10 protein-coding genes and 4 pseudogenes are annotated in these 18,131 nt (G+C 59.4%); 7 read left to right on the top strand and 7 right to left on the bottom strand.

What is annotated here, in order from left to right; genetic code table 11:
• Window positions 1-180: 180 nt before the first annotated feature.
• The 4 genes from HDG37_RS31320 to HDG37_RS31305 form a co-directional block, all read right to left on the bottom strand.
• The gene (locus HDG37_RS31320) at window positions 181-1,185 is read right to left on the bottom strand and encodes a DedA family protein/thiosulfate sulfurtransferase GlpE (RefSeq protein ID WP_184054429.1); all 1,005 of its coding nucleotides are present in this window, start codon (window positions 1,183-1,185) and stop codon (window positions 181-183) included.
• A gap of 333 nt (window positions 1,186-1,518) precedes the next feature.
• A complete protein-coding gene (locus HDG37_RS31315; RefSeq protein ID WP_184054427.1) occupies window positions 1,519-2,790 on the bottom strand; it encodes a patatin-like phospholipase family protein in 1,272 nt (423 codons plus the stop codon).
• 10 nt (window positions 2,791-2,800) lie between these two features.
• Window positions 2,801-3,583, bottom strand: a complete 783-nt coding sequence (locus HDG37_RS31310) for a 3-hydroxybutyrate dehydrogenase (protein WP_184054425.1) — start codon at window positions 3,581-3,583, stop codon at window positions 2,801-2,803.
• Window positions 3,584-3,598: 15 nt separating this feature from the next.
• On the bottom strand, window positions 3,599-4,378 hold the full coding sequence (locus HDG37_RS31305; RefSeq protein WP_184054423.1) for an acetoacetate decarboxylase: 780 nt from the start codon (window positions 4,376-4,378) through the stop codon (window positions 3,599-3,601).
• Between the two features lie 720 nt (window positions 4,379-5,098).
• On the opposite strand from HDG37_RS31305, the pseudogene HDG37_RS31300 reads away from it, so the two are divergent.
• A pseudogene (locus HDG37_RS31300) lies at window positions 5,099-5,368 on the top strand (DDE-type integrase/transposase/recombinase); the annotation flags it as partial.
• Window positions 5,369-5,380: 12 nt separating this feature from the next.
• On the opposite strand, the pseudogene HDG37_RS31295 reads toward HDG37_RS31300, so the two are convergent.
• A pseudogene (locus HDG37_RS31295) lies at window positions 5,381-5,730 on the bottom strand (IS6 family transposase); the annotation flags it as partial.
• A gap of 500 nt (window positions 5,731-6,230) precedes the next feature.
• Here HDG37_RS31295 and HDG37_RS39705 point away from each other — a divergent pair.
• The 4 genes and pseudogenes from HDG37_RS39705 to HDG37_RS31280 all read left to right on the top strand — a co-directional run bounded on the left by HDG37_RS39705 (window position 6,231) and on the right by HDG37_RS31280 (window position 8,555).
• Entirely contained in the window at window positions 6,231-6,356 is a 126-nt protein-coding gene (locus tag HDG37_RS39705) for a hypothetical protein (RefSeq protein WP_260335165.1), read from the top strand.
• A gap of 118 nt (window positions 6,357-6,474) precedes the next feature.
• On the top strand, window positions 6,475-7,512 hold the full coding sequence (locus tag HDG37_RS31290; protein WP_184054421.1) for a LysR family transcriptional regulator: 1,038 nt from the start codon (window positions 6,475-6,477) through the stop codon (window positions 7,510-7,512).
• 286 nt (window positions 7,513-7,798) lie between these two features.
• Window positions 7,799-8,048: pseudogene (locus tag HDG37_RS31285) on the top strand (NmrA family transcriptional regulator); the annotation flags it as partial.
• Between the two features lie 120 nt (window positions 8,049-8,168).
• Window positions 8,169-8,555 (top strand): response regulator transcription factor, encoded by a 387-nt coding sequence (locus HDG37_RS31280; RefSeq protein ID WP_184054419.1) that lies wholly within the window; start codon window positions 8,169-8,171, stop codon window positions 8,553-8,555.
• A 29-nt stretch (window positions 8,556-8,584) separates the two neighbouring features.
• Here HDG37_RS31280 and HDG37_RS31275 read toward each other — a convergent pair whose 3' ends face one another.
• Window positions 8,585-9,247, bottom strand: a complete 663-nt coding sequence (locus tag HDG37_RS31275) for a response regulator transcription factor (protein ID WP_184054481.1) — start codon at window positions 9,245-9,247, stop codon at window positions 8,585-8,587.
• Between the two features lie 521 nt (window positions 9,248-9,768).
• On the opposite strand from HDG37_RS31275, the gene HDG37_RS31270 reads away from it, so the two are divergent.
• Both HDG37_RS31270 and HDG37_RS31265 read left to right on the top strand, forming a co-directional pair.
• Complete coding sequence (locus tag HDG37_RS31270; RefSeq protein ID WP_184054417.1) at window positions 9,769-15,279, top strand: ATP-binding sensor histidine kinase; 5,511 nt, start codon at window positions 9,769-9,771, stop codon at window positions 15,277-15,279.
• 25 nt (window positions 15,280-15,304) lie between these two features.
• Complete coding sequence (locus tag HDG37_RS31265) at window positions 15,305-16,069, top strand: SDR family oxidoreductase (RefSeq protein WP_184054415.1); 765 nt, start codon at window positions 15,305-15,307, stop codon at window positions 16,067-16,069.
• Window positions 16,070-16,250: 181 nt separating this feature from the next.
• On the opposite strand, the pseudogene HDG37_RS31260 reads toward HDG37_RS31265, so the two are convergent.
• Window positions 16,251-17,792, bottom strand: a pseudogene (locus HDG37_RS31260) (IS3 family transposase).
• Window positions 17,793-18,131: the final 339 nt, after the last annotated feature.

The raw sequence follows: 18,131 nt of genomic DNA, 5'->3' as shown, positions 1-18,131 counted from the left end.
CCAGACGGATCAGCGCTGTGATTTGTGACATCGTGCGCGGTTTTTTTTCGACGGATCGGCGAGTGGGCCGACCGTCTTACCGCATCGGCACGCAGAGTGGCCGAGGCGCTCGATTGGGTCAGCGGGCCGGTCAGGGCGCCTCTCGTGGGCTGTCTTGGCGCTTGGTGGACCTGACCGCCATCAATGCGCGAAAAGTGTTCTCTCTGCTCCACTGATTGCCGCGTCGTTCATCGCGATGATCGGCTCGACGTCGAAGCCCGCCACACGCCAAGCATCGATACCGCCCGTAAGCGGCAACGCAAGCTTGACGCCGGCCAGCCGCAACCGATTGGCCATCCACGCCGCAGAGACTTCGTTTGGACATGAACAATAGATGACGAGCGTCCGGTTCACCCCGTAGCGCTCCACGATTTGCGGCAGTTTCCGCTCATCGGCGAATACGGCCCCCGGAATGACGAACGGATCGAGCATTCTCCGCTCGGGGGAGCGAATATCGAACAGGATTGGCCGCGGAGTGTTCGCCAGCAATGCATGTAATTCGCCCACGCTGATCCGCGCCTTCTCGAGCGCTTTTGCCAGCATGATTCTCCGGCAGTATCGATACAACACATAGAGCACCAGTGCGATGCCGACCACGATCAAGGCCTGCCAGCCGAGCTGCGAGACAAGTCCGAAAACCACGTCGATCTGCGACGCGAATAGCGCACCGATCGCCAGCCCTACGGATGCCCACAGGGCAACCCCCGCGCAATCATGCAAGACGAAGGAGCGCAATCTGACCGCCATTGCGCCGCACAGCGGCACGGCAACGAGCGACAAGCCAGGTACGAAGCGCGCAACGACCAGCACGCGGACTCCCCAGCGGCCAAAGAAGCGCTCGGTCTTCCTGACGCACGTTTCACGCGACAGCGACAGTTTACAGACGGTACGGAGCGTGCGTTCGCCGTAGTGTCTGCCGCCCTGAAACCAGACGAGGTCGCCCAGCACACCGCCAATCACAGCGGAGCCTAGTACCGTCGCGAAGTAGAACAACGTCGACGATGCAACGTGCATGGCGAGCGCAGTGCCTGCTCCAACGGTGATCAATGTCGGCAAGACAGGCAACGGCAGACCCAGCGAAGAACCAAGCACATTCAGGAACACGACCAACATTCCGTATCGCGCGATCACTTCATGGGATACCACGATGTTCTCCTTGAGGCTGCATGTACCCGCCTTTACAAATGGTTCATCGCGCAACCTGGGCCGGGCCGCCCCAACGCTCGTCCGACCTTGATCGCTATCTTGACACCGCAGGAACGCGCGCCCGCCGGGCGCCGCAAAGATGATCCTGAACGCACAACAGACAACCATTGATGTGCGAGGCGCGCAGATCCAGAAGCGCGGTCAGACTTTCGGCAAGCGGGTTGGCCGCCATAGAACACGGGGTATTTGACGGCGCCGCGTCCGGCAAGGCTGTTTGGTTCATTTTCGCTTGATCAGCAGAAATAGATCGATCGAGGTGGGAGTCGATACACGCTACTTTGCGCCAGACAGTTCTTCCTCTGGTGTGCGCTCCGATGTCGGGGAGGCGTCCTTTCCCAGCCCGGCGATTTCGTCGATCTCCTGTCGATAGCGGTGCACGTCCCGCGTGACGAAGCCGATTTCGCGGCTCGGGATATCGAACCACTCGGGGTGTCCGAAAGAACGGCGAATATCCTCGAGGCCGCTCGCCCAATGCTCGCGCATCGTATCCTTGCTGAATTCATAGTCCTTGTAGTGACCCTCGAACGATTTGTTCTTGTAGATCAGGTGCACGACATTCACCGCACTGCCATCCGCCGTTTTCTGCGCCTCCCGCACCAACGGATGGGCAAGCCGCACCTTTTCGGGAATGTGTTCGAGCAGCGTCTTGATCATCTGAGCGTGCTTCTGGTTCTGCGACATGAACGCGGTGATGGCTCGCGTACGGCTCGAATATTGAATGTCTTTGGTGCGCTCGCTGACGTCGAGAAAATCGCCAGGCAGCTTGCCTCGTGAGCTCCACAGGTCGATCTGAAAAACCAATGTGTCCTCATGCTGGCTTTCCCTGATGATCTCCGTAAGGGGGGTGTTGGAAACCAGTCCGCCGTCCCAGTAGAACTCTCCATCGATCTCGACGGCTGGAAAGCCCGGCGGTAGCGCGCCGGATGCGATGAAATGCTCGGGCGCCAGACGCATTGTCGAATTGTCGAAGTAGACGAGATTGCCCGTTCGAACATTGACCGCTCCAACGGATACGCGAATATTCCCGTCATTGATGCGATCGAAGTTGGCGTATCGCAGAAGCGTTTCACGCAGCGCCGACGTGTCGTAATAGCTGACCTGATCAGGTCGTTTTCTGCCGAGCCCTGCGAGAGGCATCGCCGAGCGCGGGGAGAAGAACCCGGCCTGACCTTCCACCAGCGTGCGCGTCGCAGCCCATGCGCTCGACCACCTGCGCCCGACGTCTTCAAGCCCAGGCCACGCCGGAATGCGCGCACCGACATGCGAGAAGAAATCCGCAGGCTGACTGATCGTGTTCCAGAAGCCGCGCAGCGCCTCCACCCGGTCCGCAGGCGCATTGCCGGCGATGATCGCTGTATTCAGCGCGCCGATGGATACCCCGGATATTCGCGTCGGTTCCACGCCGACTTCAGCCATCCCTTCATAGACGCCGGCCTGATATGAGCCCAGTGCGCCGCCCCCCTGCAGCACGAGCCCGATTTCGTCGTAGGCGGGGAGCTTGATGCGATTGGGCTGCAGCAGGTTGTTACGCTGGCTCGGATACATGGTTGCCTCCTTACTGCATGAACCAGCCGTGGCTGACCACGATCGATTGTCCGGTGAGCGCGCTCGACTCGAAGCCGGCGAGAAATGCAACCGTATTCGCGACATCATCTAGCGACGTGAATTCGCCGTCGACCGTCTCCTTCAACATGACGTCCTTGACGACCTGCTGCTCCGAGATTCCCAAGGCTTTCGCCTGCTCGGGGATCTGCCTGTCGACCAACGGGGTTCTGACGAAGCCGGGACACACGACATTTGCGCGCACGCCACGTGGCCCACCTTCTTTCGCGACAACCCGGGCGAGACCGAGCAGCCCGTGCTTCGCAGTCACATACGCCGACTTGAGCTGCGACGCCTCGTGCGAGTGCACCGAGCCCATGTAGATCACTGCGCCACCTTTGTTGGACGCGTACATATGCTTGATGACGGCCTTGGTCGTCAGAAAGGCGCCGTCGAGGTGAATCGCCAGCATCTTTTTCCAGTCGGAAAACGGGTAGTCCTCGATCCGGTGGACGATCTGGATGCCTGCATTCGACACGAGCACGTCGATGCCGCCGAGCCGGCTTACCGTTTCGGCCACACCCGCATTGACCGCTTCTTCGCTGGTCACGTCCATCGCAACGGCGAACGCTTTCGCGCCATTGGCGACGATATCTTTGGCGACATTTTTAGCGTTCGAGAGATTCAAATCCGCGAGTACGACCGTCGCGCCGTCTGACGCAAGCTTGCGTGCGCACTGCTCGCCGATGCCGCTGGCTGCACCCGTAACGAGCGCGACCCTATCATTCAATGCCATACGTCCTCCGGGAGTTTACTGGTTGACTGCGAGTTTCAACGACTCGGCAGGGGCGAGATAGTCGTAGACCACTTCGCCGACATCGAGCGTCAGATTTGCAATGACGTGTCGCGCACCCATCACCTTGCGAACCGGCAGATCAGCAACCGATGCCAGTGCGTGCGGATGTAGCTCGAGAGCTGCTGGCCCTTCCCACGCACCGATCACATCGACGTCACGCAGAAAGAAGCGCACCAGTTCGCAAATGCGTACCGAGCCATCGACGTGGGGAATGACCTTGAGCAGGTAGTTGGGCGTGTCGGTGAGCTTGCGGCGCTCGGCCGCGGTGTCGAGCGCGCGATACTTGTAGCCCATCGTCCCAGTGGCGATGCGCTGAGTTCCGTAATCGAGCGTGCCGAGCAGCGTGTCCTTGCCATCGACACCGAGCTTCGGCGAAGCCAGCTTCTTGGGGAATCCCCAGATTTCGCGTCCACCTGCGATCGGGCCTTCGTCGTCCAGATACATCGAATGCGTGAAGTTGGCGCGATTGCCGTCCTCATCCAGCACCGAGATCACCTGGCCGCTTTCTGTATAGTCGCCGAACCCCGAAGAGTCGGGCATGCGGATGAATTCGTAGTGGACGATTGCGTTGTCGACCGTCAACGGTTCCGGAACGACGGACCTGAGCGCATCTATGTCCGTTTCATACGAGATGATGAAGTACTCCCGATTGACGAAGCGGAAGGGCGGACGCGGATATGCCGGATTGTGTACGGGCATCGCAAATGCGTTTTTGCGGATATCTTCTTCTGTCACGGATCATTCCTCGATGATGACGGGTTGCGTAACGCGCATTGCAACAGCTTTTGCTGCAGCGGCCTATGACGTGCGCGCAACGCAGTGACGGCTTTCTGTGCGCGTTTGCACGTTTTATTTACGGTGTTGCGTTTCACTGCTTACATCAGGCAGGTATGCCATCACCGTCAGGACAAAGCGTAAGCGTGGTTGTGTCGGGGCAGTAGCCCTGCAAAGGAGCTCACCGTGTTGCCTCGGCGACAACAATCAATGGCAGGTGGGCAGGGCTTTGTCGCCTTGCGGAGATGGTCGCGTAGAATTCTTGAGATCCCCGGCGACCAAGCATGGACCGTTGGTCGAGTCCTGACAGCCTAGCCGGTGGTTTTCTTCTGTCTCGCGATGGCGCTGTTCGTCGGGCGTGTGCAGGCAGGGATTCGTGCTCTCAGTGCGGCGGGGCGCAGATTGTCACGGCCTGCAATATGGCGCGACCAGTGTGCCGAGGCCTGATCGAGCAGATCTCCCCGTGCCGTGAGGCCGTCGCCGCGCTCCCGGGGCCCTTCGGCGGCGACGGCAAAGATGCTGTTGACGATCGATCGTGTGCACCGCGGCGCGCGTGAATGGCTTCATCGATCTGCCAAGCGGCAGCACATGCGGCGTGTCTTCATGGGTTTTGTCCCAGTAAGGTTTGCAGAGTAACGTTAAATCGGTATGCGAAGTGCTGTTTGCGTTGCCAGTTCGTACCATAGGGACAAGACTGCAGCCCGGAATTGCTTTGACAAATCGATCGCCCAGAATGGCGCGCCTGAGACGGTGACCATCGACAAAAACGGTGTCAACACCGCCGCGCTGTAAGCGATCAATGCCGATCGTGAAACGCCCATCAAGATTCGCCGGTCAAAACACCTCAGTAATGTCATCGAACAGGACCATCGGATGATCAATCGACGAACGCGGCCGATGCTGGGATCTATGACTTTTCACTGTGCCAGGATCCTTCTATGCGGGATTGAGACTGGATGCGTAGAGAAAGTCGATGGTGTCACCGTCCTTGTCGACGGCCCGGTAAAGATACCGCCATTCGCCCTTGACGGGATGTACGTCTCGTCGATCCGCCAGCTCTTGCCAACGGGCCGCTTGAGGTGGCGAAACTCTTTTCGAGCACTGGCAACAGCTTGATGGCACAACGGTGCACAGTCGAATGATCGACCGAAAACGGCCCGCTCGGCCATCATGTCTTCGAGGTGTCGCGTGCTCAGCGGGTAGGCCAAGTGCCAGCGCACGCAAGTCAGGATCACCTTGAGCGGACAATGCAGGCGTTTGAGCACTTGGGCCACCGCCGGATTCAACGCTTCATCGAGCTTTCGATTGTTCATGGCGTTCCGCACTTCATAGCGGAACCCCTTACTGCGACAGGACCAGCTGTCACTCGCGATCCGCAAACTCTGTCAGTTTCCTGCGCCGCAACACTCCCCATCAGTTCATGTTGACCTCCCACCTGACAGAAAACGGCGCGGCGTATCACCGAATCCGCCGGCGAGCAACAGATCGATAGGCGACGCGGGCGCTTTTTTGGGGGCTATGCGGTCATATGTGCATTCCTAGCCATTGTAGGTGTCATCACACGTTCATAGAACCGCCTGCTGGAACCCGTCGGCCTTACTTGTCTGTCGTCATCCCAGGTGCCGGGCGGAAGCGCACGCGTGCCGCTCCGACGACTCCCGGCGAATGCGAAACGCTACCCCATCTCATACGCATGTATGAAGTCACCACTCCTTCGCAGGAACAAAACCAGCCGTTCGTTGAATGTTTTTTCCCCTTTCGAGAGCCTAGATTTGTAGTCATGCGAAAGCACATTTTTCATAGTGAGTACGCGATGAACACTTTGCTCAACTGGATTTACATCGGCAGCAACGCCTATGTCGAGTACACGTTTGTTCCCTGGCTCGGCAGAAACGTGTATCGACGGACCGTGGACCTACGCGACATTTGCATTCAGTAACGAGAGTGCCCCGGCAAACTGAAAGAGGAACGAAGTATCAGCAACGCACGTGACGGCAGCAGGGCTGCCGTGGTGCATGGGAACCGAGTCGCATAGTATCTTTTTTGAGGGAAGCAAAATGAATCAGTTGGACACACCGGAACGAGGTTTTCGCCCCGGTTTGCCAAATCGCGCTGATGCGCTGTCCACAAGCGTTGCCGCGAGCTATGCGAGCATCATGGCATTCATGGCGGTGGTGAGCGAGGGGAGTTTCGCGAAGGCTGGCGAACGTCTGGGTGTCGGCCGATCGGCCGTGAGTCGAAATGTCCAAAAGCTGGAAAGTCAGTTGAGTACGCGCCTGTTTCTACGCACTACACGCGTCACGCAACTGACGCACGAAGGCAAGCGATTCTTTGAGAACTGCAACCAGGGTGTCACGCAAATCGTGAATGCCATGAACGACATGCTGGAGCTTCGCCAGGGCCCGCCACGCGGTCTGGTGCGCATCAGCTCGACGGTAGGCTTCGGCAGGAAGGTGGTGGCGCCGCTGCTGGAAAAGTTCATGAAGGCCTATCCTGATGTCGCCGTCGACCTGCTGCTCGACGATCGGCCGACGGACTTTGCCTCCGAGCAGATTGACGTGGCGTTCCGCAATGGACGCATCGAGGACTCCAGCATCATCGCCAGACAGCTGATCCCTATGCAGATGGCACTTTGCGCCGCGCCATCCTACGTGGAGGCGCACGGCCTGCCGCATACGCTGGAAGAGTTGTGCCAACACGAATGCATCAACTTCCGCATATCCAGCGGCCGCGTGTTCGAATGGGAGTTCAAGGTCGACGGTCGTGCACGGAAATACCTGCCGATGGCCCGTCTCACCTTCAACGATGCCGACCTGGTCCTGGATGCAGTTCTAAAGGGCTCCGGCATCGCGCAGATGGCGGGCTATCAGATCCGCCATCATATCGCGGCCAATGAACTCGTCGTGGCGCTGGCGAGGCATGCACCCGACGACCGTGGGCACTATATCTGCTACCTGAGCCGACAGCACTTACCGACGCGCATTCGTGTCTTCATTGATTTCATGACCGAACAGATCCGCACTCTCGATCTGAAATACGTGACCGAATTCAACCCTGAAGACGTCGAGACTCCGACTGAAGAATTGGTGGCATAAGTTCGGTTTGGTGACTCTGCGCGAGCGGCAACACCGCGCTTCATTGGTGCAAAAGTGGGAACACTGACGGGGCGACTACGTGGTTATCCCCGCGCGCCTCCGTTACCTACCATGTCATCCATCGGCACTTGAATGAAGCTGGTGGAGCTGGGCACACGTAACTTACAGTATGTGTATGCAAATGGTGATGGCGCAGTTACCGCGCAGGTTCTCTATCGAGTAGTGCGAAAGATGCACAAAGCGTCAGATTGCACGTTTTTGATTGGAATTTTTTGGAGCGTAGACCATGAAGATCGTCGTCATCGGCGGCATCGGCCTGATCGGCTCGAAGACCGTCGAAATTCTGCGCCAGAGGGCCATGAGGTCGTCGCCGCGTTGCCCAAAAGCGGTAAAACAGCATTACCGGCGAGGCGCTCAAGGAATCCATGGTGGCCGCGGCGGCGGTGATTGACCTCGCCAATTTGCCCTCATTCGAAGACAAGGCAGTGCTGGGTTTCTTCGAGACCTCCGGCCGCAACCTTCTCGCGGTGGAGGCTGCACCCTATACGTCTGTATGATTTGCGTCCGGGCGCTTCCGGACTAGTCTGTGATCGTGAAGCATTCGCAGAGCCAACCCGCATAATCGGCGCCTGCGCGCGACAGTCGAGGTCTGAGTTTTGGCTACTAACCTGCTTGTCTGCATTGTCGATGACGACGATGCCGTCCGCAGCGCGACCGAAAGCCTCGTTCGCTCGCTGGGCTGGCCGACACGCGTCTTCGCTTCCGCAGAGCAGTTTCTGCAAGCGCCAGATATCAGCGATGTGGCGTGCCTGATCTCCGACGTGAGAATGACCGGAATGAGCGGCATAGAGATGCACGAGCGCCTGCTTGAACGCGGGTGTGCGCCGCCGACCATCTTCGTCACAGCATTCCCGACCCCCGCCCTCGAGGCAAAAATCCTGGCAAACGGTGCGCTTGCGTTTCTGGCAAAGCCGGTCGACGCGACCGTCATTGCGCACTATCTAGCGCGCGTTTGCGGCGAAGCGCAACACTTCCCGCGTTGACGGCGCTGGGCCGCAGCAATGAAACGGAATTATTTCGATCGGAGCGGCTGGGTGTTGAGTGCTTCCGCCTTTCGAACGAGATCCGCAACGGAGCGCGCCGACATTTTCTTCATCACCTGTCCGCGATGGATCTTCACGGTGATTTCGCTCAGATGCATCTCAGAGGCGATCTGCTTGTTCATCAGGCCCTTCACGACGAACGCCATCACCTCTTTTTCCCTCGGCGTAAGCGACTGGTAGGCAGTGCGCAGTGCCGCAGTCGCCTGCTCACCCTCGAGCCGTTCGCTGTCGCGCTTGAGCGCCTGATCGACGGCATCGAGCATGTCCTGATCACGAAACGGCTTGGGGAAGAAATCCACGGCGCCGGCTTTCATGGCCTTGACCGACATCTCGATATCGCCATGACCGGTCATGAAGAGGACCGGCAGACGCAGACCGTTGCTGGCGAGTTCCTGCTGAAACGTGAGCCCGCTCTCGCCGCGCAGCCTGACGTCGAGAATCAGGCAACTGGGTCCGTCGTGTTTCGGAAAGGCGAGAAACGCTTGCGACGACGCGAACGTCTCGACGCGCAGGCCGGTCGAGCGCAGTAGCGTGCTCAAGGCAAGCTGCATTGATTCGTCATCGTCGATGACATACACAACAGGTGCTTGGCCTTCGTTTTTCGCTGAACTCAAATGCAGCTCCGAACTTATTTTGGCTCATCGAGAACCGTTAGGGTCCGCGGCGGCGATCGGGGTGGAGGGCATTGAAACGGGAGCAAAGCTCGCCGTCGGGCGCAATAAATCGGTGAAAATTACAGTGCGTTTTGCCCAGCCGCAAGTCTCTGGCACTCCATAGACCGGTGTAATAAATCTGCCCGACTGCCGCTCCATTATGGTCATGTTCCGCTGCCTTTTCATCAGAATCAGCCCGACATTTTCTTTGCCGAAGTGACCTCTGTGGCGCAGGACCCTGCCACCACGACAGTCAGCGCGCATCGACCGGCCCCACTGCGTCCGCCTGACCTCTCCCTATGGCACTACGCTCGCCGCGGTGTATCCTGAGGAAAATCTGCTTCCGCAACGTTGGAGTCGCGGAGATGCCGGTAGCAAATCGCTTTCGCGAGCGTATTCCGCTAGGATTGTTCGGACAAATGGGGCGTCCAATCCAATGAGGGGCAGCGGTTTGGTGACAGCGTGCGGCAGATGATGCCCGACATTTTGTTCCGATGCCTATGGATAAGACACTCCAGATCTTGTGGGACGATGGCGAGCGCGTCTTCTGTCGAGGGCGGCGCCCGCTAGGCGAAGGCCGCAGCCAGAATGTCCTGCTTTCGCGCCCTGCAGCCGAACATCCACTACCTGCCAGCCTCGATCGCCTCGCTCACGAGTTTGGCCTGAAGGACGAACTGGAGGGCGCGTGGGCGGTGCGCCCGCTGGAGCTGGTGCGTGAAGCGGGCCAGCCCGTGCTTGTACTTGAGGACCCGGGCGGTGAACCGCTAGTGCGGCTGCTCGACGCGCCCATTGACATGGCAGATTTTTTGCGGCTCGCCGTCGCCATCGCGGCGGCGCTGGGCAAGCTCCACCATCGCGGCCTGCTCCATAAGGATCTCAAACCCACCCATATCTTGGTGAACTGCGGCGACGGACAGGCACGATTCACCGGATTCGGCCTCGCCTCGCGGGTGCCGCGCGAGCGACAGGCGCCCGAGCCGCCCGAGACCATCGCCGGAACGCTCGCCTATATGGCGCCTGAGCAGACTGGCCGGATGAATCGCTCGATCGATTCGCGCAGCGATCTCTATGCGTTCGGCGTCACGCTCTACCAGATGCTAACCGGCGTGCTGCCGTTCATCGCTGCAGATCCCATGGAATGGGTGCACTGCCATGTCGCCAGAAAACCGGCCCCCCCCAGCACGCTGGTGAAGACCGTCCCTGAAGTGGTCTCCCAAATCGTCATGAAACTGCTCGCCAAAACGGCAGAGGAGCGCTACCAGACTGCCGCCGGTGTTGAGCACGATCTGCGGCAGTGCCTCGCCGGCTGGCAATATCAGCGCCGCGTAGACAGCTTCCCACTGGGCGAACACGACACACCTGACCGGCTCCTGATTCCCGAAAAGCTGTACGGACGGGAGGCCGAGGTCGGCACGCTGGTCGCCGCTTTTCAGCGAGTGGTCAGGAGCGGGACGCCGGAGCTCGTGCTGGTCTCCGGATATTCCGGTATCGGCAAATCCTCCGTCGTCAACGAACTGCACAAAGCGCTGGTGGCGCCGCAAGCGCTTTTCGCATCCGGCAAGTTCGACCAGTACAAGCGGAACATCCCCTATTCGACGCTGGTGCAGGCATTTCAAAGCCTGGTGCGGCCGCTCCTGGGCAAACGCGACACGGAACTGGCGAGCTGGCGTAGCGCGTTGCTCGAGGCACTTGATCCCAATGCGCGGCTCATGACCGACCTCATCCCCGAACTGAAACTCATCATCGGTGAACCGCCACCGGTCCCGGAGCTTGAGCCACTGCAGGCACAACGCCGTTTCCTGCTGGTCTTCCGGCGCTTCATTGCAGTATTTGCCCGAGCGGAACACCCGCTCGCGCTTTTTCTCGACGATCTGCAGTGGCTCGACGCGGCGACGCTCGACCTGCTCGAGGACCTGTTGACCCAGGCAGACGTGCGGTACTTGATGTTGATCGGCGCATATCGCGACAACGAGGTCGATGCCACGCATCCGCTGAAGGTCAAGCTTCGGGCCATCAGGACCGCGGGTGTCAGGATCGACGAAATCACGCTGCCTCCGCTCGCCAGCGAGCACGTCAGGCAGTTGATTGCGGAGGCACTTCACTGCGAGCCGGCGCACGTCGAGTCTTTGGCTCAACTGGTGCGGGACAAAGCCGCCGGCAATCCGTTCTTCGTGGTCCAGTTCCTGCACGCACTTGCCGAAGAGAATTTACTCAACTTCGACCATGGCGCGGGGCACTGGTTCTGGGATCCCGTTCGCATCCATGCCAAGGGTTATACCGACAACGTCGTGGACCTGATGGTCGACAAGCTGACGCGCCTGCCGGTTCGCACGCAGCAGGCGTTGCAGCAACTTGCCTGTCTCGGGAACGTCGCCTCAATTACGAAACTTTTGACCGTTCTTGGAAGCACGGAGACACAGATCCACGCGGCGTTGCGGGAAGCCATCCATCAGGGACTGGTCGAGAGACTGGAGGACTCGTACCAGTTTGGACACGACCGGATTCAGGAAGCCGCCTATTCACTAATCCCCGAAGTCACGCGCGCCGAGGCCCATCTGCGGATCGGGCGTCTGCTCGCCGCGCAGTCGCCCTCCGAGAAGCTGGAGGAGGCGATCTTCGAGATCGTGGGTCAACTCAATCATGGCGCCAGGCTAATCACCGAAAAGAGCGAGCGCGAGCAGCTGGCCGGGCTCAACCTGCTCGCAGGCCAGCGTGCCAAAGCGTCCACAGCCTATGCCTCGGCGCTCGCCTATCTCGTCACCGGTGCCGAACTGTTGGACGACGACTGCTGGGAACGCCGGCATCAACTGATCTTCGCTCTGGGACTGAACCGCGCCGAATGTGAATTTTTGACGAGCCAACTATCGATGGCAGAGGAACACCTGGTGGCACTGTCGAATCACGCCACGACAACTGTCGAACGAGCCCTCGTCGCGTGCCTGCAGATGGATGTCTACCTGATTCTCGATCAGACGGGCCGCGCGGTCGACGTTTGTCTCGCCTTCCTCCGGCATGTTGGCATCGCGTGGTCGCCCCATCCCGTCGACGAGGACGCGAGACGCGAATATGAGCTCATTGGTTCACGGCTTGCAGGCCGGACCATCGAGGATCTCATCGATTTGCCCATGATGGAGGACGCGGCCTCCCTCGCGACCGTCGAAGCGCTGAGCAAGCTCTTCCCGTCGGCCGTGCAGACGGACGCAAACTTGGCAGCCCTGACGATCTGCAAAGGAGTGAGTCTCAGCATCGAGCGGGGCAACTGCGATGCTTCGTGTGTGCTCTATACCAATGTCGGCAGGATCACCGGACCGCGTTTCGGCGACTACCAGGCCGGATTTCGATTCGGTCAACTAGGCTACGAGCTCGTCGAACGACGTGGGCTCAAACGCTTTGAGGCAAGCGTCTATCTATGCTTCGCGATTCTTGTCGTGCGCTGGTTGAAACCCGTACGGGCTTGCCGTGATCTGCTACGCCGCGCGTTCGACGCGGCAAACCGGATCGGAGACCTCGCGTTCGGCGCCTACGCGTGCAACTGTCTCAACACGGACCTGCTGTTCGCCGGCGAGCCGCTGCCTGAGGTGCAGCGCGAAGCCGAATATGGCCTCGCGTACGCCAGTAAGGTGCGATTCGGTCTTGTCGTTGACTTCATCGCCGGGCAACTCGCGCTAATCCGCATGCTCCGCGGCTTGACGCCGACTTTCGGCTGCTTTGACGACGGGCAGTTCAGTGAAGTGCGTACCGAATACCATCTGTCCAGCAACCAAGCTCTGGCGCAAGCTGCGTGTTGGTACTGGATCCGGAAACTGCAGGCGCGCTATATTGCCTGCGACTACGCGGCGGCGATGGACGCCGCATCGAGGGCGCAGCATCTACTTTGGACCTCATCAGCGTTCTTTGAGGAGGCCGAATGTTACTTTTATGATGCGCTGACCCGAACCGCCTGGTTCGACTACGCCCCGGCCGGCGAGCGCCCGCAGCACCTGCGCACTGTGGCTGCGCACCACAGGCAGCTACAGATCTGGGCGGAACATTGTCCGGAGAATTTCGAAAACCGCGCCGCGCTGGTGGGCGCCGAAATCGCCCGCATCGAAGGCCGCGTGGTTGATGCCGAGCAGCTGTACGAGCGCGCCATCCATCTCGCCCAGGAAAGCGGCTTTCTGCATATTGAGGCGCTCGCCTGCGAACTCGCTTCCCGCTTTTACGCGGCGCTCGGTCTTGAGAAGATAGCCCGGCTGTATCTGCAGGACGCCCGATACGGCTACCAGCGTTGGGGAGCAGACGGGAAGGTCCGGCAACTCGAGGAAACCTATCCGTACCTGAGAACGGAAGCGCCCGCCCCGGGCCCGACGAGCACGATTGCAACGCCGGTTGAACGCCTCGACCTCGCGACCGTGATCAGGGTGTCACAGGCCGCCTCAGGCGACATCGTGCTTGAAAAGCTGATCGATATGGTCATGCGTACGGCGATTGAACAGGCCGGCGCCGAACGAGGTCTGCTGATTCTGTCTGACGGCAGCAAGCAACGCATCGCGGCGGAAGCGAACACAGGTGGCGACACGACCCAATTGCTACTGCACGACGTGCCGGTGAGCGCGGAGATGCTGCCGGAGTCGATTCTCTACAATGTCCTACGCACACGGGAGAGCGTTTTTCTCGACGATGCTACGGCCGGGCAACAATTTGTCGCGGATCCGTATATTCGTCAGCATCGTACCCGTTCGATCCTCTGCATGCCTTTGATGAACCAGGCAAAGCTCACCGGTGCGCTCTACCTCGAAAACAATCTGACCGCCCATGTGTTCAGCCCTGCCCGGATCGCCGTGCTCAAGCTGTTGGCTTCGCAGGCCGCCATCTCGCTGGAGAATGCCCGCTTGTACCGCGACCTCGCAGAACGCGAAGCGAAGATCCGGCGGTTCGTCGACGCCAATATCATCGGGGTAATCGTCTGGAATGCAAATGGCGACATTCTTGAGGCCAATGATGCTTTCCTTCGCATGATGGGATACGAGCGGGAGGACCTTGTCTCAAGTCGCGTTCGCTGGAAAGACCTGACGCCGCCGGAATGGAGTCAGGGCGATGAAATGGCACTGGCAGAGGCTGAACAAACGGGGCACACGCAACCGTTTGAGAAGGAGTACATCAGGAAGGACGGTAGCCGTGTCCCTGTCATCGTCGGTGCGGCCACATTCGAAGCAAGCCGCAAGGAAGGCGTCGCTTTTGTGCTCGACCTGACCGAGCGCAAGCAGGCGGAGGAAAAAGTCCACGAAAGTGAACGTCGCTATCGCGAAGTGCAGAACGAAATGGCACACGCTAACCGGGTCGCAACGATGGGGCAACTCACGGCATCGATCGCTCACGAAGTCAACCAGCCAATTGCCGCGACGGTGACCAACGCACAGGCTGCGCTGCGTTGGCTGAAAGCACAGCCTCCTGACATCGACGAGGCCGTGCAGGTGCTCAGTCGCATTGTCAAGGACGCCAATCGAGCGGGGGAAGTGCTCGGCAGGATCCGTGAGCTGATCAGGAAGGCGCCACCACGCAAGGAGCCCGTGGACATTAACGAGGCGATTCGCGAGGTGATCGAATTCACCCGTGGCGAAGCCGCAAAGAGCGGCGCCTCTGTGAAGTCGCAACTGGAGGACGGACTGCCATCGGTCGAAGGAGACCGGATCGAACTGCAACAGGTATTGCTCAATCTGATCATCAATGCGCTCGAGGCGATGCGCGAAGTCAGCGACGGCGTAAGACAGTTGCATATCAGCACAGGGAACGCCGACTCTGGCTGCGTGCTTGTGACAGTGCGCGATTCGGGACCGGGCTTTGCGTCGCACAGCGCGGAGCAAGTCTTCGCCCCTTTCTACACTACGAAGCCAACCGGTTTGGGGATGGGGCTGTCGATCTGCCGTTCGATCATCGACGCGCATGGCGGCCTACTGTGGGCGAGCGCGAACGTGCCGCGGGGCGCCGTCATGCAGTTTACCCTACCTGCCCAATCCGCCATTTCATCCTGATTGCCAACCAGAGCGAGGACTGAATATGCAACGCTTGACAGGAAAAGTCGCCATCGTGACTGGCGCCAGTGCAGGAATCGGTCATGCCACCGCGAAACTGTTCGCCATGGAAGGTGCAAAAGTAGTGATCGCGGCGCGCCGAGAAGCTGAACTGGAAACGCTCGCTGCCGAGATTGTCCGAGCGGGCGGTGACGCCGTGTTTCTGGCGGGCGACGTACAGTCAGAAGACTTCTCGAAAGCGTTGGTCGCGCTCGCCATCAGCCGGTTTGATGGCCTTGACGTCGCTTTTAACAACGCTGGCACCCTTGGCGAAATGGGGCCGTCCACCGGCGTGTCAGCGGCAGGCTGGTCGGCCACATTGGCGACCAACCTTACGGCCGCCTTTTTGGGTGCGAAGCATCAGATTCCCGCAATGCTGAAGCGTGGAAGAGGATCGATCATTTTCACGTCGACGTTCGTCGGCTACTCATTCGCTTATCCGGAAGCCGCCGCGTACGCTGCGAGCAAGGCCGGCTTGATTGGACTTACGCAGGCGCTTGCCGCTGAATATGGAGCGCAAGGTGTTCGCGTCAATGCCATACTGCCGGGCGCCGTGGACACACCGATGTATCGCGGCATGAACGCCACCCCCGATTCACAGGCGTTCACGACTGCGTTGCATGCGCTCAAGCGCATCGCGCAACCGGCAGAGATCGCCCATTCCGTGCTTTATCTTGCGTCTGACGACTCGTCCTTCGTGACCGGCACCGCTTCGCTAGTCGATGGCGGTGCATCGATTACACGTATGTAAGTCGAAAGGCGGCCGGCGTCCGCGGGTCTAGACACTTTGTGATGCGCGCCAGCATTCCGTGAGGCGGCGGTGGCACGCTGCGCTCTTCGATGACATTGGCGCGGCGCGGTATCGGTGCCGATTGGTGTTAGCGCCGATGTAAAACTAACCCGTCGGGGGTGCGGCCAAATTCTTGGACTGTTTATGCCGCAATTCCAAGACTCTGCCGGTATTCGACCGGGCTCAGGAAGCCGAGCGAGACCTTGATCCGCTTTGCGTTGTACCAGCGGATGTACGAGTCAAGGACTTCGATGAATTGATCAACGGTCGTGGCCCGCCAGTCACGAGGATAGAATAACTCCGTCTTGAGGCGCCCGAAGAAACCTTCGCAGGCTGCATTATCCGGCGAACATCCTTTGCGCGACATCGAACGAATCAGTCTGGCATCCTGCATCCGTGAGATGCCATCCTGGCCAGCGATAGTGCGCACCGCGATCGGAGTGAACCACGGGCCGCTGCTCGCAGCCAGCCACCGACTCAATCGCCGAATCCAGCATGGTATTGACGAGTTCGGCATCCGGGCGCGTGCCGATTGACCAGCTCACAACGAGACCGTCGAAGCACTCGATCACAGGCGACAGATATACCTTGCCGTCCGGGATCTGGAATTCGGTAATGTCGGTGAGCCATTTCTGATTTGGAGCGGCGGCACAGAAGTCACGATTGATGATGTTCTCCGGCGCGGGGCTTATTTCTCCGCGATAGGAGCCGTAGCGACGTCGCCTGGTCGTGGCAGCGGCCAGTCCTTCTTGTCGCATCAAACGTCGCACTACCTTCTCCGAGATGAAGATCTGCTGCCTGCCCAATGCCGCGCGGATTCTGCGATATCCGTAGCAACGGTGATTGAGTTCGAAGAGTCCGCGATGACGCGACGCGCGCCAGCATGCCTGTCAGCAACCAACAGACGTGCACGGTGATAGAAGCAGGAACTTCGGGCAAGCCCCATGGCGGCTAACAGCTCAGGCAACGCATACGTCTGTTTCAGGGCATCAACCAGCATCGTCTTCTCCCGGTTGCTCAGGAGTTGCGGGTCGACGCCCATTCCTTTTTTTATCAGTTCATTCGCCTTCTTCAGGATATCGTGCTCAAGTTGCAACTGCCGGATGTCGCGTCGAAGCGATTCGACCTGTTGTTCCAGTTCCGCACGTTCATGGTCCGGCGCTGGCTTCTTTTTGCGTTTCATCGATGCTGGAACCTCTCGACCGAGTAGCTGGTTCTTCCAGTTATACAGCGTCGGCCTACTCACGCCTGTTTTCTCGGCAACCACGCGCGCGCTTTGCTCTCTGGTGCACAGTTCGATGACTGCCGCCTGCTTCACTTTATGCGATTTCGGAACTCTACCAACCGCTCTGCCAACAATACGTTTTCTGATTTCAGGGCACAGTTCTTCGATCCAGGCTGCAAGCGTCTCGCGACTAGGATAGCCCAAAGCTCTCAACGTTGCGGCAGCACACCGGTCATGGCTCAAATAATGATCGACGGCAACCTTCTTCTGTTCAGCCGAGTACCGCGGCCTCGAACGGACGTAGCCAGCCCGTAGATCATTGCACTGTTCGTATTCGCGATGCCAGGCTTTGAGAGAATTCTTTGTCGGGTAACCCAGCTGTCTGATGGTCGCCCCGAGGCGCTTTCCCAACTTTAGATAAAGCCGAACCGCTCGAAGACGCTCTTCATACGAGTACATGAACTACCTCCAGGTAGTCCAAGTTTTCGTCCGCACCCCCGTCGGGTCAGAATTCAATCGGCGTTGACAGATTGGTGTCTGCGCGGAAACATTGAGCATTGCGATGCGTATCTACCCGTGCAGGGACTGAGCGCCTACCATTCCGGCATGGCAACGCTGGTGACCCGATCTACCTTCCAGCTCTCGATCTCGCGCCGCCATCGAAGCAGAACGATGGCAAGGCGCGGTTCCGAAGGTGGACATCCAAGCGGATTGGCAACTCGCATCACTTCGTCCGGGGGCAGCCGCGCCACTCCACCTTCACGGCTGCCAAGCACCGCTGGCGTGCGAATGTAGCCC

This window comes from Paraburkholderia sp. MM5384-R2 (assembly GCF_014201025.1).
GTDB lineage: Bacteria > Pseudomonadota > Gammaproteobacteria > Burkholderiales > Burkholderiaceae > Paraburkholderia > Paraburkholderia tuberum.
Note: the sequence above shows the minus strand (reverse complement) of the source record. Positions and strands in the feature narration are given on the sequence as shown.

What these genes read in the sequence shown, in the direction of transcription:
- HDG37_RS31315 (WP_184054427.1), bottom strand. Translation starts at nt 2,790, where the DNA reads ATGTATCCGAGCCAGCGTAACAACCTGCTGCAGCCCAATCGCATCAAG.
- HDG37_RS31310 (WP_184054425.1), bottom strand. Translation starts at nt 3,583, where the DNA reads ATGGCATTGAATGATAGGGTCGCGCTCGTTACGGGTGCAGCCAGCGGC.
- HDG37_RS39705 (WP_260335165.1), top strand. Translation starts at nt 6,231, where the DNA reads ATGAACACTTTGCTCAACTGGATTTACATCGGCAGCAACGCCTATGTC.
- HDG37_RS31290 (WP_184054421.1), top strand. Translation starts at nt 6,475, where the DNA reads ATGAATCAGTTGGACACACCGGAACGAGGTTTTCGCCCCGGTTTGCCA.
- HDG37_RS31270 (WP_184054417.1), top strand. Translation starts at nt 9,769, where the DNA reads ATGGATAAGACACTCCAGATCTTGTGGGACGATGGCGAGCGCGTCTTC.
- HDG37_RS31265 (WP_184054415.1), top strand. Translation starts at nt 15,305, where the DNA reads ATGCAACGCTTGACAGGAAAAGTCGCCATCGTGACTGGCGCCAGTGCA.